This is a genomic window from Cupriavidus sp. HMR-1 (assembly GCF_000319775.1).
GTDB lineage: Bacteria > Pseudomonadota > Gammaproteobacteria > Burkholderiales > Burkholderiaceae > Cupriavidus > Cupriavidus metallidurans.
In genome coordinates this window covers 55,159-69,734 of record NZ_ANKP01000247.1, presented here as the reverse complement: position 1 = coordinate 69,734, position 14,576 = coordinate 55,159, and the positions used below count along the sequence as shown (strand labels likewise).

14 protein-coding genes and 1 riboswitch are annotated in these 14,576 nt (G+C 62.9%); of the genes, 9 read left to right on the top strand and 5 right to left on the bottom strand.

All coding sequences use genetic code 11. The features are described 5' to 3' along the window. Window positions 1-18 precede the first annotated feature (18 nt). On the top strand, window positions 19-597 hold the full coding sequence (locus tag D769_RS26410) for a hypothetical protein (protein WP_008651259.1): 579 nt from the start codon (window positions 19-21) through the stop codon (window positions 595-597). 249 nt (window positions 598-846) lie between these two features. Here D769_RS26410 and mdoH read toward each other — a convergent pair whose 3' ends face one another. Both mdoH and D769_RS26400 read right to left on the bottom strand, forming a co-directional pair. After that, on the bottom strand, window positions 847-3,453 hold the full coding sequence (gene mdoH, locus D769_RS26405) for a glucans biosynthesis glucosyltransferase MdoH (RefSeq protein ID WP_008651250.1): 2,607 nt from the start codon (window positions 3,451-3,453) through the stop codon (window positions 847-849). Further along, window positions 3,426-5,012 (bottom strand): glucan biosynthesis protein G, encoded by a 1,587-nt coding sequence (locus tag D769_RS26400; protein ID WP_040011278.1) that lies wholly within the window; start codon window positions 5,010-5,012, stop codon window positions 3,426-3,428. The genes mdoH and D769_RS26400 overlap by 28 nt, the downstream gene beginning before the upstream one ends. Window positions 5,013-5,461: 449 nt before the next feature. Between D769_RS26400 and D769_RS26395 the strand changes: the two genes are divergently transcribed. After that, the gene (locus D769_RS26395) at window positions 5,462-5,863 is read left to right on the top strand and encodes an RT0821/Lpp0805 family surface protein (RefSeq protein WP_008651248.1); all 402 of its coding nucleotides are present in this window, start codon (window positions 5,462-5,464) and stop codon (window positions 5,861-5,863) included. A gap of 83 nt (window positions 5,864-5,946) precedes the next feature. Here the strand turns inward: D769_RS26395 and D769_RS26390 are convergent, their stop codons facing one another. The 3 genes from D769_RS26390 to D769_RS26380 all read right to left on the bottom strand — a co-directional run bounded on the left by D769_RS26390 (window position 5,947) and on the right by D769_RS26380 (window position 8,591). After that, window positions 5,947-6,537 carry a surface-adhesin E family protein gene (locus D769_RS26390; protein WP_008651247.1) on the bottom strand — a complete coding sequence of 197 codons (591 nt, stop codon included), beginning with the start codon at window positions 6,535-6,537 and terminating at the stop codon, window positions 5,947-5,949. Between the two features lie 124 nt (window positions 6,538-6,661). Further along, window positions 6,662-7,348 carry a 3,4-dihydroxy-2-butanone-4-phosphate synthase gene (ribB, locus tag D769_RS26385; protein WP_008651243.1) on the bottom strand — a complete coding sequence of 229 codons (687 nt, stop codon included), beginning with the start codon at window positions 7,346-7,348 and terminating at the stop codon, window positions 6,662-6,664. A 124-nt stretch (window positions 7,349-7,472) separates the two neighbouring features. Next, a riboswitch (FMN riboswitch) is annotated at window positions 7,473-7,634 on the bottom strand. 66 nt (window positions 7,635-7,700) lie between these two features. Further along, window positions 7,701-8,591, bottom strand: coding sequence for a helix-turn-helix transcriptional regulator (locus D769_RS26380; RefSeq protein WP_008651242.1), 891 nt, complete (start codon window positions 8,589-8,591; stop codon window positions 7,701-7,703). 310 nt (window positions 8,592-8,901) lie between these two features. Here D769_RS26380 and D769_RS26375 point away from each other — a divergent pair, with 310 nt between their 5' ends. The 7 genes from D769_RS26375 (at window position 8,902) to D769_RS26345 (ending at window position 14,529) form a co-directional block, all read left to right on the top strand. Continuing rightward, complete coding sequence (locus D769_RS26375; RefSeq protein ID WP_008651241.1) at window positions 8,902-9,120, top strand: YdcH family protein; 219 nt, start codon at window positions 8,902-8,904, stop codon at window positions 9,118-9,120. A 1-nt stretch (window position 9,121) separates the two neighbouring features. Next, window positions 9,122-10,273, top strand: coding sequence for a polyphosphate kinase 2 (gene ppk2 / locus D769_RS26370; RefSeq protein WP_008651240.1), 1,152 nt, complete (start codon window positions 9,122-9,124; stop codon window positions 10,271-10,273). Window positions 10,274-10,449: 176 nt separating this feature from the next. After that, window positions 10,450-10,734, top strand: a complete 285-nt coding sequence (locus D769_RS26365; protein WP_008651239.1) for a type II toxin-antitoxin system RelE/ParE family toxin — start codon at window positions 10,450-10,452, stop codon at window positions 10,732-10,734. Between the two features lie 9 nt (window positions 10,735-10,743). Beyond that, window positions 10,744-11,091, top strand: a complete 348-nt coding sequence (locus D769_RS26360; RefSeq protein WP_008651238.1) for a HigA family addiction module antitoxin — start codon at window positions 10,744-10,746, stop codon at window positions 11,089-11,091. A gap of 114 nt (window positions 11,092-11,205) precedes the next feature. Then, entirely contained in the window at window positions 11,206-12,519 is a 1,314-nt protein-coding gene (locus D769_RS26355) for a hemolysin family protein (RefSeq protein ID WP_008651237.1), read from the top strand. Between the two features lie 399 nt (window positions 12,520-12,918). Further along, a complete protein-coding gene (locus D769_RS26350; RefSeq protein ID WP_008651236.1) occupies window positions 12,919-14,256 on the top strand; it encodes an EAL domain-containing protein in 1,338 nt (445 codons plus the stop codon). Window positions 14,257-14,415: 159 nt separating this feature from the next. Next, window positions 14,416-14,529: an entericidin A/B family lipoprotein gene (locus D769_RS26345; RefSeq protein ID WP_223277463.1), complete on the top strand. Its 114-nt coding sequence runs from the start codon at window positions 14,416-14,418 to the stop codon at window positions 14,527-14,529. Window positions 14,530-14,576: the final 47 nt, after the last annotated feature.

Genomic DNA, 14,576 nt, shown 5'->3' with positions numbered 1-14,576 from the left:
CCGGCACCGTTATCCTGCATGACCATACGATACAAGCCGTTAATTGCCTCGCTGAGCCTGGTTGCGATCGCAGCCCTGCCGCCGTTGCCCGCATGGGCCGCGCCGGGCAGGCCGACCGCGACGCTGGCTCCGTCTTCCGCGCCCGTGGCGGTGGACGAAGCCGACGCCCTGGCGAGAATGCTCAAGGGTGCCGCCACCGGCCAGAACACGGGCGCCGCCGGCGTGCCGGAGCTACTGCGCAATACCAATCGCCCTGACAGCGTGCTGGCGCGCGCCTGCCGCCAGCTCAACGATGCGCTGCCGATCGAGATCGACGGAGAGACTCGCCTGCGGCGCTGTCAGTCGGTTCCAGGCAAGCACATCCTGTTTCAGCTGGAACTGACCAACTACCGTGGCCCGATGCTCGACCTCGCCAGCTTCGAGGTCAACTACGCGGCACCGCTACAGCGCAACATCTGCGCCAATCGCGACGTCGAGATCCTGACCAAGCTCGGCATCAGCATGATGTTCCGCTACATGACTCGCAACGATCGCGGCGAGCGGCGGGTCGGCGACGTCTATATCAACGCCCCGATCTGCACCGCCGCGTTGCGATAACCCGTTTCAAACAAGTACCACACGCCAACATGCAGGCGGATTCGGCATCGGCCAGAGTTCCATCCTAGAACCGATGCTGCCGTGGTCGCTTCGCGCGAAGATGCCATGGAGTGTCAGGTCGCAGCCCGGGCGAATATGGCGCCACGGCATGGCTGGAAAGAGGCCGGTCTCCCCTTCGCATCCGGATGCTGGACAAACAAAAACGGCAGGCTTCAAAGCCTGCCGTTCTTGTTTCCAGCGATGCGTCCCTCAGGCCGCACGTGGACGCAATGGCAACACGTTCGGGGCCCGGCGCATCAGCACGCGCGTTTCCTTCCAGGCGCTGTCCGCCAGTGGCGAACCCCAAACCAGCTCATGCAGCCTGGCCAGCGCGAACGGATCGCCCAGCAACACATGCTTTTGCGCGGCCGAAAGCGACTTCGGCCCGTTCGTCAGCGCGTGCTGCACGAGCGCCGCGTGTTGCAGCCGTGCCGCCTCCGGCTGGATCTTGCGCGCGGTAGCGGTGGCGCACATCAGCGCGTTGGTCACCGGATCGACCACGGCATCAACGAATCCCGGCACCTCCTGTGCATTCTCCACGTGCTGCTGCGTCTCCACGATTTCGCGCGGCACGACCGTTTCCTCGGGAATCATGAACAGGCCCGCGCGACGCGCGGCTCGACCCAGTGAGACCCGCGACAGCATCACGGACAACGGAATCGACAGCGCGAGCGACCCGACGATTGGCAGCAGCCACCAGATGAAGCCCGGGCTGATCCAGTAGACGCCCGCGCCCCACACCAGCCCCAGCAGCGTATGCCAGCCGTGGCGACGGAATGCCTCGCCCCAGGTGGTTTCGGCGTCCTCGCGCGGTGGCGACTTCCACGAGATCCCCCAGCCGCTATAGGCTGCGATCACGAACTTGGTGTGGAACAGCATGCGCGTCGGTGCCAGCAGGGCCGACATCGTCATCTCCAGCAACATGCTAATGAACAGCCGCATCACACCGCCATACTGCTTGGCGTCCTTGAGCAGCAACAACACGCTGGCCAGCTTGGGCAGGAACAGCAGCGTAGCCGTGGCCGAGAACAGCGCGAGCGCCTTTTCCGGATGCCACTCCGGCCAGGTCGGGAACATCTGGTACGGCTTGGTGAAGTACTCGGGCGGCACCAGCGCGTGCTTGGCCAGCGCGGCCGTGGACAGCAGCAGGAACAGGAACCAGAGTGGCGCCGACACATAGGCCATGATGCCGGTCAGGAACACCGCGCGGTGCACCGCGTGGAAGCCCTGTTTCATCCAGAGCCGGAAGTTCATCAGGTTGCCCTGGCACCAGCGGCGGTCGCGCTTGACCTCGTCGAGCAGGTTCGGCGGCAATTCCTCGAACGAGCCCGGCAGGTCGTATGCGATCCACACGCCCCAACCCGCACGGCGCATGACCGCTGCTTCGACGAAGTCGTGGGACAGAATCTCGCCAGAGAGCGGACCCTTGCCCGGCAGCGGCGCCAGGCCGCAGTGCTCCATGAACGGCTTGATGCGAATGATTGCGTTGTGGCCCCAGTAGTGCGATTCACCAAGTTGCCAGTAATGCAGACCAGCCGTAAATAGCGGGCCGTAAACGCGGGTGGAGAACTGCTGCACTCGCGCGTAAAGCGTGTCACGGCCAACCGCGAGCGGCGCGGTCTGGATGATGCCCGCGCCCGGGTTGGCCTCCATCAGCCGCGTCAGCGTGGCCAGGCAATCGCCACTCATCACGCTGTCAGCGTCGAGCACGATCATGTAGCGATACTTGCTGCCCCAGCGGCGGCAGAAGTCGGCCACGTTGCCGGTCTTGCGCTTCACGCGGTGGCGACGCCAGCGGTAGAAGATGCGGCCGAAGCCGCCTACGGCACGGCACACTTCCATCCACGCGTCATGTTCAGCCGTGCGCAGATCGGGATTGCCGCTATCGGACAGGACAATGAAATCGAAATGTTGCAGCTCGCCGGTGCGCTCGAGAGATTCGTAGGTCGCGCGCAAACCGGCAAAGACGCGCGTCACGTCTTCATTGCAAATCGGCATGATCACGGCCGTGCGGGCTGCGGGATCGATCGGCGCATCGCTCGCGGCACTGCGCGATATCAGATGGCGGTCGCCGCCCTTGGCCAGCACCAGAAAGCCCATCATCGCCGTCCAGAAACCAGCCGACACCCACGAGAACAGCACCGCGAAGAGCACCAGGATCGCCACTTCGAGCGGATCCGCGCCGTGATACGGCAGTACCTTCGCCATGAAATACGTGGCCAGCGCGGTCTGGATGACCACCAGCGCCAGCAGGAACCAGCGGCGATGCGAACCTGCGGGATGCCACTTGCCTTCGGCATCCGGGCCGTCGTGCAGCGTATCCCAAGTTTCGGGGACCGGCGGCCGGCCCAGCATCTTGCGCCAGCTATTGCGAATCCAGCCGGAGATCACATGCGGTGGCCACTGACGCGGAACCATGGACGCGCGCTGCGGCTCCGGGCCGGTGTCCACACGCACGGTGCCATCGTCCCGCCGCTGCAGCAACGGAGCACCATCGACCTGTGGATTGCCGTACGCCATCGCGAAGCGTCGGGGCACCGAGGCATATGCAGCACCACCGGCCGTAGTCCGCGTATTCAGATCCGCGATGTCCTTCTCCTTCGGGTCGCGCCCAGCCAGGCGCAATTGCAACTCCGTCATCGCCGACGGCACTTCAATGCCCTCGGCCGGCAGGCTCGACACGGCCGGAGACAGGGCATCGGCCAGCAGTTCGTTACGTACCTCGGGCGAAGCCGGCAGACGATCGACATAGCGCTCGCATACTGCCGCCGCCTGGGCCGGTAACTGCTTTAGCCTGGGGGTAAGATGTAGCTCCATGTTTCGGATAGGGTCGTATTGCCGTTGCGAAGATAGCCGCGCAACTCAACCGGCTTGTTCTCGTCCTTGCGCCGCATGAACATCGTCATGCGCCAGCCACCCGTGGCCTCATTGCGCTGGACTGTTGTCTTGAGCAGTTCGCCATTAGCGTCCGCCGAAATCACTGCATCCAGTCTCGCGTCTTCAGGCAGTTTCTTGAAGGCCGGGCCTTCGAAATCCACCATTAGCGAGAAGCTGGTGTCGTCCTGCTTGCGCGTAAGGCCCTGCCCGCGGCGCGTTTGCGTGACCCATGACAGCGGCGGCAGGTTCTCGCCATCCTTCTGCCACTTCAGGCGGTACTCGTAATCGAATGCCTGCTTGGGCTTGGGTGGGCTGTCGGGCACCCAGAACGCGACGATGTTGTCGTTGGTCTCGTCGGGCGTTGGAATCTGCACCAGCTCCACGCGGCCAGAACCCCAGTTACCCTTCGGCTCCACCCAGGCACTCGGACGGCGCTCGTACCAGGCTCCGATCTCCTGGTAGTTGTCGAAGCTGCGATCGCGCTGCATCAGGCCATACCCTTGCGGATTGGTGGCGGCGAACGATGTCACCAACAGTCGCTTGGGGTTGACCAGCGGACGCCAGATCCATTCACCGGTACCAAGCTGCACCGACAGGCCATCGGAGTCATGCACCTCGGGCCGGTAGTCGGTGTCTTGAGACGGCTGGTTCTCGCCAAACAGATACATGCTCGTCAGCGGCGCCAGACCCAGCTTGGTCACGTTCTCACGCAGAAAGAGACGTGACTTCACTTCCATCACGGTCTCGTTGCCGGGCTTGATGACGAAGCGGTACGCGCCACTCACTCGACGGGAGTCCATCAGCGCGTAAATGGTCAGCTGCTTGTCGTTGGCCGCCGGTCGCTCGATCCAGTATTCGACGAAGCGCGGAAACTCCTCGCCCGAGTTCAAGGCCGTGTCGACCGCCAAGCCGCGGGCCGACAGGCCATACCACTGGTCTTTGCCCAGCGCGCGGAAGTAACTTGCGCCCAGGAACGACGCCAGCTCATCCTTGCGCTTGCCCTGGTTCAGCGGGTAAAGCAGCTTGAAACCGGCAAACCCAAGGCCCTTGAGCTTGGCCGGATCCACCCGATGAGAGCCATAGTTGAACGCGGAAGGATCGAATCGGAATTCGCGCACGCTATTGCCGACCACCTCGTTGATCTTCACCGGCTGGTCGAACACCATGCCCTCGTGGAAGAACGACACCTCGAACGGCAACCGCTGGCCGCGCCACGCGAAGCGCTCGGGCTTGTACTCGATCTCGCGATAACGCTCGTAGGGAAGGTCCTTCAGTTCGCGCGGCAAGTCGTGTTTCACCGGCTTGTACGGCGACGCCGACAACTGGCGCGCGCGTGCCGCCACGGTCTCGAAGTCGAACGCGTGGGCAGTCACCACCATCGCCGCCAGCAGACCACCACCAATCCACCGCCCAAGACCGGACATCCTCGCCGATAAGCGCCGCGCAGGCGCGGCGTTCGGAATCTGGTCGTGGCGAATCGAAGGTGTAATGGCGGTCATGAAGGCCCGGGAGTGGGTTAACGGAAGCAGCGACCCGATCATGTGGCCGGATCGTGAATCTTCAACATGCGGAAGCAGCAAGAGATGAGCCAGGGTGCTGCGCAACGACACCCGCGTCGGCATATCCGTGCCAGTGCCAGATAGGCCCACCGCAGGACAGGTTTGATGGCTTTGTTGCATTGCGATGCGAAACCTTAACAATTCGAGCCTTAAAAGTCACGTTTCGGTGTCGCAACGTTTGCAACAAAATGTCACACCTGTGGGCTGAAAGCCGCTCCGGACAAGCGTTTGCGGGTTGAAGTCAAGCATAGGTCATGGTTTGACAAGGTGGCCCCGGGCGTTAACGGCCGCATCGACGAATGTGCCGCGGACGCCCTTCCTTTGCACGCAATCCGTCACCACGCGCTTACAATCGGCCCATCGACAATGTCACTTCACAAGGAACCGTCATGTCCTTCCGGCGTCATTTCCGCCTTGCCATTGCAGCCACGGCAGGTTGCGCCCTGCTGCTTGGCGCCAGCCAGCCGGCCCTGGCCTACTTCGACAATTACCTGTCCGGCAGCATCGTGGGCACGTTGAACAAGAAGGAAGTTGCCTCACTCCAGCAAACCGTGCGCAAGGCACTCAACGACACGGAAGACAACCAGGTCGTGGAATGGCATTACCCCGGCGAGGGTCGTCGTCAGGCCGTGGATGGCACGGTCAGCCCGATCGCCACCAAGACGGACAAGGGCCAATCCTGCCGCCGGCTGAAATCGGAACTGAAGCGCGGAAGCGCCACCGAGGCCTGGTCAGGCTGGTTCTGCAAGCAGTCGAATGGCACCTGGAAGGCGCGTCAAGTCCAGGACTGACGCCTGATAGGCCACCGGCCGACGCGGAGTGCCGGTTAGCACTCCCGCGGTCGGCCGGGTAGGCGAATACGCCGTGCGAATGCTCAGTGGCAGAGACGGCCGATTAGTTCACCGGCCAGCGTGCCGGGCGCTGCCGGCTGGGGCATCCCGGCCTGAGGCCCGCGAATCGTATAGAGCGATTCGCCGCGCGCGTAGCGCTTGTTGTAGAGGGTCTGCTCGATCACGGCATACATCGACGTCGCGCAGTTAAGCACCATGCGCTTGAGCGATGAACGGATCGTGTCGCCACTGGCGGTCTTGATGACACCGGCCGGTGCGTTATGCACCAGTACCACGCCCACTTCGGTGCCGCGCCGGCGGATGGCTGTCTGATCGAGATAGGAAACCATGCCACTGGCGCCCATCAGCGGCATCCAGCGTTGCGGGTCTGGTGCGGCCGGATCGGGCGAGGCCACCAGCGTGCACCCTTCACGCGGCGAAGCGCGAAACACGGTGCCACCATTCGGGCCCTGGCATTGATACAGAGCCCCGGCTGCCACCGGACGCACCGCAGGATTCGGCATCAGCTGGGTCATTGGAACCATGCCGTCCGATTCCGCATAGGCAAGCGGCGTGGCAAGACAAAGGCACGCGCCGGCGAGCAGCGCCGCGCGTGAAATAAAGCGGGAGAACATTGGGGAACCCTCGTAAGGACGGGAAAAAGTCCCCCGCATTTTCGCACAGCATTCGCGCGCGACGATGATCTTGATCGATCTGCATCGTTTTGGGACCAGCGCCGCGTCATTAGTTTGCGGCTGATCAGCCGTTAATTTCCCGCCACGCCACCAGATCGGCGATCGTCAGTACCGGCAGCTGGTACATCTCGGCAAACGCCAGCGCTTCGGGCCGGCGTGCCATCGTGCCATCGGGATTCATCAGCTCGCACAACACCGCGGCCGGCGACAGGCCCGCCATACGCGCGAGCTCGACCGAGCCCTCGGTATGCCCGCGACGCGCCAGCACGCCCCCCTCCACTGCCACCAGCGGAAACACGTGTCCGGGGCTCACCACGGCGTCTATACCTGCCTCATCGGCGATGGCGGCACGAATGGTCGTGATCCGGTCCGCCGCGCTGACGCCGGTGGTCACGCCTTCACGCGCCTCGATCGATACCGTGAACGCAGTGCCGTACTGGCTGCGATTGTTCTCGACCATCGGCCGCAGGCCGAGTTGCCGCACCTTCTCCGGCGTGAGGCACAGGCAGACGATGCCGCTGCATTCGCGGATCATCATGGCCATGTTCGAGTTCGTCAGCCGCTCCGCCGCAAGAATCAGGTCGGCCTCATTCTCGCGGTCGTCATCGTCGAGCAGTACGACCGGACGGCCATCCCGCATCGCATCGAGGGCCTGCACGATGCGCTCGGCCAGTGGACGCGTGTCGGCATCGGATGGCGCCAGCGTGGCGGGGGAATCGGGAAAGCTGGTGGATTTGGTAAGGGTCAGCATTGAAACGCTCCGTGCGTGGATTTCCATGGATGGGCGTTTCAGGGGATGATCAGCGAGAACGGCAAAGACACCCCGACGGCACGCAGTGGACGACATCGCGCGCGCATGGGGTCATGCGAATTCCGCCCATCTTCTTTCATCCGGACTTTAACCGTCGGCCCTGGCTTCTCACCAGATCTGCTGACCCCACGCGGAGAGCGTGGGCGCTCGCGGGCTCGTGACAATGCGCCAATGGCGCCGGCCACATACCGCCGGTGGGGAATTGCACCCCGCCCTGAAGACGTAACGATGCCGCCGCGAGAGACCTCGCAGCGGCGCGACGATCTTAGCACGACTGTGCTTTTTTAGCTGTTCAGCGATGCGTCGATGCTGCCAATGGATTTGCCGGCATCTCGGCAAGCGCTTCGAATACCGCCTTTGTGGCGTCGTCAGCGGGATAGAAGCATTCGATGCGCAGTTCCTGCAGGGTGACATCCTGGGGAATACCCAGCGTGGTCAGCGTGGAGAACAGCGATGCACGGAATCGCCCGGCATGAAGCGCCACCGGCAGCACGGGCGGCGGCGTGCCTTCGGCCGGATCGTCCTCGACAAGCAGGACGCCTCCTGGCCCGACCATGTCCGGATGCCATTCGGCGATCCGCCGCAGGATCTCGCGCGCGGTCTGGTCCTGCGCCTGTACCTGCAGTTCCTGCCAGACGCGCCGTAGCAAATAGCGGCCCACCTGCCGCGCGTTCTCGATCACAGGCCAGAGACCGTTGGGATCGAACACCGCCAGCATCAGGTTCAGTCGCCCCCCCGCATCGTCCAGCGTGGCTGGCTTGCGGCCCTGCAGCAGCTTGTCGAGCATGCGCCGGTAGGCTTGATTGGCATCGACCAGGTGCCAGAACCGGTCGAGCACCACGGCGGGATACGGTTCCTGTTTCGCCAGGATCAGCGCGATGGCGTGCCGCACCATCTGCATCGGAGGCGAGGCCAGCGCGTGCTCGCTATAGGCCGGGGCGTAGCCGCTGGCCAGCAGCAGCCGGTTGCGCTGCCGCAAGGGCACGCCCAGGCGTTCTGCGAGCGCCAGCACCATCTCACGACTGGGCCGGGCGCGGCCTGACTCGAGGAAGCTGATATGGCGCTGCGACACACCGGCCGCCAACGACAGGGCAAGCTGGCTATAGCCGCGCTTTCCGCGCCAGTAGCGCAGCAGGCCGGGGAAATCGAGGGCGGCTTCAGAGCCGGGAGTGAGCGTATCCATGGGAGGCATTACAGCACGCCGGCCATACCCGGGCGACTACCTCAAAGGTAATCGTTGTAATTCAGTCATCCGCCATGCAAACGCCGCTATTGCTGCCATGAGCGCGCGGACTATTGACGATCGACAGTGATAGCGAGGCGTTCCGAGGTCAGCCCACCGCGGGCTTCGTTGTCCTCACAAGGAAATGTCTGATTCTTCGTGAGCGCCGCAATAAGCATGACCCACGTCAATTCCAAGCTGCCGCCAACTACACAAAATGTAATCAATCGGCACAGTCTCTCGCCCTCACCCCCGCTTAACAGGACACAACATGTTCCCGGAATACCGCGAAGAAATCTCCCGCCTCAAGACTGAAGACGCCCACTTTTCCCGTCTGTTCAACCTCCACAACGATCTCGATCATCAGATCAAGAACATGGAAAGCGGCATCGTCGTCGGAACCCATGAAGCCATTGAAAACCTGAAGAAAGAGAAGCTGCGCTTGAAGGATCAGTTGTACGTGATTCTTCGCAAGACCGCCGGAAACTAACATGGCCATCGGCAAGAAAAACGCGGCGGCCAACGACGGGCTTCAGGCCGTCGACGCCGCACAACCGCTTGCAGGCTCCATTGCCGACGAGCGTCCGGTCAGCAAGGGGGACGTTCTTCCCACCAACTCGGCGCGTTCGGCCGAACTCCACGCTGTGCGCGATGGCGCAGAAGCCGCCAGGGTGCTCGTGGCCAGTGGCTTGCGTGACATGCTGGCCGATGTCGCCGGCAAGGACCCGGATACTGTCCTTGCCACCGTCCGCACGGTCATGGACGGGCTGTCGCCCGACGAGGCCGCCGAACTGCGCCGCCTGATCCTCGAGGGCGAGCCCTCGACGTGGCCTGCCGGCAAGAAGCGCCATCCTGACGACGAACTGTCAGCCACCTGGCGCCAAGGCACGTATCCGTATCAGAACCTGATGTCGCGCCGCAACTACGAAAAGCAGAAGTACCTCCTGCAGGTGGAGTTGCTGAAGCTTCAGGCGTGGGTGCGCGAAACGGGGCAGCGCGTGGTGATCGTGTTCGAGGGACGCGACGCGGCCGGCAAAGGCGGCGCGATCAAACGGTTCATGGAGCATCTGAACCCACGCGGTGCGCGCGTAGTGGCGCTCGAAAAGCCCACTGACACCGAGCGTTCGCAGTGGTATTTCCAGCGCTATATCCAGCACTTGCCGGCAGCCGGCGAGATCGTGCTGTTCGATCGCTCCTGGTACAACCGCGCAGGCGTCGAGCACGTGATGGGCTTCTGCAGCAATGCCGAGTATCACGACTTCCTGTATCAGGCACCCGAGTTCGAGCGGCACATCGTCCGCAGCGGCATCCATCTGTTCAAATTCTGGTTCTCCGTGAGCCAGAAGGAACAACGGCGCCGTTTCAAGGAGCGTCAGGTCCATCCGCTCAAGCAGTGGAAACTGAGTCCGGTCGACCTTGCTTCGCTCGACAAATGGGAAGACTACACCCAGGCCAAGGAAGCGATGTTCGCCCGTACGGACACCGCTGACGCCCCCTGGACCGTGATCCGTTCGGACTGCAAAAAACGGGCGCGCCTGAACGCGATGCGCGTCGTGCTCCATCGCTTTGCCTATACAAATCGCAGCCCGGAGCATGTCGGCCTGGTCGACCCGCTCGTCGTAGGCCGTGCGCTGGCAGGTTGAGCGAAACGGGATAGCGGCGGCCTCGGAACGCCCACCGGTACCGGTGGGCGTTTTCGCATCCACGATTCAGAACCTCGGGAATCCGGGGTTTCAGATTCATCCCATATTGGTAATGGTGCGCGATTCGTACGATGGCTCCATCCCGGAACCAATGACTGACCGTACCGCCAACCATCATGATCCGCTCGCTCTCCGACAAGACAACGGCCGCCATCTATTGCGGCCAGTCCGTTCACACACTGCCCGCTCACATTCAGGCCGACGCGCTGCGCAAGCTCGCGATCCTTGACGCTGCGTCGTCTCTTCCCGATATGGTCGCTCCACCCGCAAACCGGCTGGAACCCGTTCTCGGCAAGCGCCGTGGACACTGGCGCGTGCGCATTCAAGGTCCGTGGCATCTCTGCTTTCGCTTCATCAACGGCGAAGCGTGGGACGTCGGCATCGCCGAATACGAGGAATGAGGAGCGCGCATGACAATCAAGCGCGAAGACTTGCGGCGCTCGGATTTTCGCAGCATTGCCACCGGCCGGCCGATCCCGCCTGCACACCCTGGCGAGGTCCTGGAAACCGAGTTCATGGCGCCAAACGAACTGTCGGCAGAAGCACTGGCGGTGGCCTTGCATATGGCGCCGCAACGAATTCACGATATCGTGCGGCGTCAGCGAGCTATATCGCCAGACACCGCCCTGCGGCTGGCCCGCTATTTCGGCACTAGTGCGGAATTCTGGGCGGGCCTCCAGACCGCGTATGCACTGCGGCTGGCGCGCGCGGCTGCCGGGTCGATCATCGAGCGTGACATCCAGCCGCTGACGGCATGATCTGCCCTTGTGCCGCCACGACAGTGATGCTTACGCCACCGAGGCAGTATCCCGTCACATGCCGATGGTATGCTCTGACTTTTCAATTCCCGCGCGCACAGGGCGCGCACCCTGATGGAAATTGCCATACTTTTGGCGCTCATTCTGGTGAACGGGCTGTTCGCCATGTCCGAAATCGCGCTTGTGACGGCTCGCAAGGCCCGCCTTCAGCGCCATATCGACGAGGGCGACCGGGGCGCCATGGCGGCCGTGAAACTGGGCGAGGACCCTACCCGCTTCCTCTCGACGGTCCAGATCGGCATTACGTCGATCGGCGTGCTGAACGGCGTGGTTGGTGAATCCACGCTGGCGGCGCCACTTGGCGTATGGCTTCAGGGATTTGGTATTTCAGCCACTACGGCTGGATACGTTGCCACGGCGATCGTCGTGGCGGGCCTGACCTATTTCTCCATCGTGCTGGGCGAACTGGTGCCCAAGCGGCTGGGTCAGCTTGCGCCGGAAGCCATTGCCCGGATGGCCGCCCGCCCGATTTCGTTCCTGGCCGTTGCCTCCACGCCTTTCGTCAAGCTGCTGTCGAGCTCCACCCGCCTTGTGCTGCGCCTGCTTGGTGTGAAAGCCAATCGCGGTCCGGCAGTTACCGAGGAGGAAATCCACGCGCTACTGGTAGAAGGCTCGGAGGCCGGCATCATCGAGCAGCAGGAGCACACGATGGTGCGCAACGTGTTCCGCCTCGACGACCGCCAACTCGCTTCGCTGATGGTGCCTCGTGGCGATGTGGTCTATCTGGACGTCGAGGAGAGCGAGGACGAGAACCTGCGCCGCATCGAGGAATCGGACCACGCCCGCTTTCCGGTGGTACGCGGCGGGATGCACGACATTCTCGGCGTGGTCAGCGCCCGCCAAATGCTGGCCAAGCGTCTGCGCGGCGAAAAGGCCGAACTGACGGCCGTGCTGCAGCCGGCGGTGTTTGTGCCCGAAAGCGTGACCGGCATGGAACTGCTCGAGAACTTCCGCTCGTCCGGCGGGCAGGTTGCCTTCGTGATCGACGAGTACGGCGAAGTGCTGGGCCTCGTTACGCTCCAGGACCTCGTGGAAGCGATCACCGGCGAGTTCAAGCCGGATGCGGCCGGCGACGAATGGGCTGTTCAGCGCGACGACGGATCATGGCTGCTGGACGGACTGATCCCGATTCCCGAGCTCAAGGACCGCATCGGCCTGCGGGCGGTGCCGGAAGAGGCCAAGGAGCGCTATCACACGCTGTCAGGCATGCTCCTGCTGCTTCTGGGTCGACTGCCGCAAACCACCGACGCCGTGCAGTGGGAGGACTGGAAGTTCGAGATTGTCGATATGGACGGCAAGCGCATCGACAAGGTGCTGGCCTCTCGCGTACCGGCGGAGGACGGCCCCGAGCCCGACACCACCGGCTGATCGGCAATACTGATCGGCGATACCTGACCCGATCCGATCATTTCGATAGATCGATCAAAACGGACACTTCGGTGTCCGTTTTCTTTTGATCCAAACCAAGTGTGTTAATCGCTCGCCACTGCCGTGTTCAAGATACGCGACAGCCGGGCAATCCCGATATTGCTCAAGATCAACTTTCGCTGCGACGATATGCCTGTGCCAGCATCGTCGAATTACGATCTCGCAGGTTCCTGCCGTATTATCTGACCAGCCGTGCATAGGTAGTGCGGCCGCGCACACCCAATAGACCCTGCCGCACCACCGGAGCGCGCCGGGCAAGAGAACATCAGGACGGAACGCAGTCGCGGTATCGCCGGCGGCTATTGCCTAACATGAACTTGCTGCCAGCAAACGTATTCGATGGACTCTGAAGCCAAAGACGCGCCTTGGGGGGACGACCACGACCGCGAGCCTGCGCTGTCCGAGTCCCAACCCGCCGCCTTTCTGGCAGCGCTTGCCGGGCATCGCGCCGAGATTGGAACCGCACACCCGCTGGCGATCGTGATCGTCCGCCTGGACCGTTTTCAGTTTGCCTGCGAAACGATCGGCAGCCGGCGCACCCGCCTGCTGCGGGCTGAGGTCAAATCCCGCATAGCCGGTGTCGGCGTCATGCCCGCCGTGATGCACTGGCTAAGTCCGGCCGACCTTGGCATCGCCTGCCTGCTGCCGGCAACCACTGAAGAGATGGCCGAACTGAGCCAAAGCATTGCGACGGCGCTGCGGCTCCCCTACTCGGTCGACGGATTCGAATTATTCCTCTCGTGCAGCATCGGCACTGCCATCGATAGCCCGGAAAGCGCCACCGAACGCAATCTGCAGCAGGCGTTCGATGCGATGCTACAGATCAACCGACGTGGCGGTGGTGGCATTGCCAATGCCAGTCAGCCCGTTACCCCGCGCATGGTGACTCTGCTGGCGGCCCTGCCCGAGGCCGTTTCACGCGGCGAGTTCAGCCTGCAGTTGCAGCCTCGTGCGCTATTCGACACAGCGGAGATTGCCGCCTATACAGTGCGTTTACGCTGGCATCACCCAGTGCTTGGGCGTATTTCGCCGCAGGACTTCCTGCCAGCCGTCGAAGCGCTCGGCATGATGCGCGAGGTCGGCCACTGGCTGGTGCAGCAACTGCTGCAATTGATCCAGGAATCCAAACATGTGGCAAAGGTCCAGTTCACGCTGCTGGCGTCCAGCCCGCAGCTCCTGGCCGACGATGCGATCACCATGCTGCAGCGCGCTGTGGAAACATCCGGTATCTCCCCGGACCGTCTCTGCGTGGAGGTGCCGGTCCAGTGCATCGGGGCAGTTGCCGATGCCACGCAGAAAGCCGCACGACTGCATGACTGCGGCATCCAGATTTCCCTCTCCGATTTCACGGATGACCAGGTCAGCCGGCACGCGCTGGCATTGGTCGCACCCGACATGGTGATGCTCGATGCACGGCATCTGGGTAGTTCGGCGCAGGCGCGCGATGCTGCCTCGTTGTTGCGCGCGGCATGTGTGTTCGCCAGGTCGCGGGGCGTGGCAGTCCATGCCCGGGGTGTGGAAACTCGCGCTCAACTCGAGGCCGTACGCGATTGGGGTTGCGATGGCGTGCAAGGCTATCTGTTGGCGCAGCCCTTTCCCGCGCAATGGCTGGTGCAGACCCACGCTGCCGTGGCTGAACGCGCTCGCCAACTCCTTCGTCCAACCAATTTGGTCTAACCGGCACGATGGTACGGCGCAACGCGCGGATCACATCATTTGCAGTATTGATGGACTTACACTTTGGCACATATCCTGCATCGACAAGTATCGGCGCGGCGATAAAATGTGCCCGTTGATTACTATCCCTGAAAGGAGCCCCTCGTGAAGAAAGGATGGATCTGGTGCGTACTGGTCGCCACATTGCTGGCAGGCTGCAATACCATGGCGGGACTTGGCCAGGACATTCAGAAGGGCGGTCAAAAGCTTGAGAATTCGGCCGAGCGCAAGTAAGACGGCTGAGCGCTCAGGTAGTCCAACTGATGCATGAAAAAGGGGCG

Coding starts and splice junctions, on each gene's coding strand:
- D769_RS26410 (WP_008651259.1), top strand. CDS start 19: ATGACCATACGATACAAGCCGTTAATTGCCTCGCTGAGCCTGGTTGCG.
- ribB (WP_008651243.1), bottom strand. CDS start 7,348: ATGCTGACCCTTACCAAATCCACCAGCTTTCCCGATTCCCCCGCCACG.
- D769_RS26390 (WP_008651247.1), bottom strand. CDS start 6,537: ATGTTCTCCCGCTTTATTTCACGCGCGGCGCTGCTCGCCGGCGCGTGC.
- D769_RS26365 (WP_008651239.1), top strand. CDS start 10,450: ATGATCCGCTCGCTCTCCGACAAGACAACGGCCGCCATCTATTGCGGC.
- D769_RS26380 (WP_008651242.1), bottom strand. CDS start 8,591: ATGGATACGCTCACTCCCGGCTCTGAAGCCGCCCTCGATTTCCCCGGC.
- ppk2 (WP_008651240.1), top strand. CDS start 9,122: ATGGCCATCGGCAAGAAAAACGCGGCGGCCAACGACGGGCTTCAGGCC.
- D769_RS26375 (WP_008651241.1), top strand. CDS start 8,902: ATGTTCCCGGAATACCGCGAAGAAATCTCCCGCCTCAAGACTGAAGAC.
- D769_RS26355 (WP_008651237.1), top strand. CDS start 11,206: ATGGAAATTGCCATACTTTTGGCGCTCATTCTGGTGAACGGGCTGTTC.
- D769_RS26395 (WP_008651248.1), top strand. CDS start 5,462: ATGTCCTTCCGGCGTCATTTCCGCCTTGCCATTGCAGCCACGGCAGGT.
- D769_RS26360 (WP_008651238.1), top strand. CDS start 10,744: ATGACAATCAAGCGCGAAGACTTGCGGCGCTCGGATTTTCGCAGCATT.
- D769_RS26400 (WP_040011278.1), bottom strand. CDS start 5,012: ATGACCGCCATTACACCTTCGATTCGCCACGACCAGATTCCGAACGCC.
- mdoH (WP_008651250.1), bottom strand. CDS start 3,453: ATGGAGCTACATCTTACCCCCAGGCTAAAGCAGTTACCGGCCCAGGCG.
- D769_RS26350 (WP_008651236.1), top strand. CDS start 12,919: ATGGACTCTGAAGCCAAAGACGCGCCTTGGGGGGACGACCACGACCGC.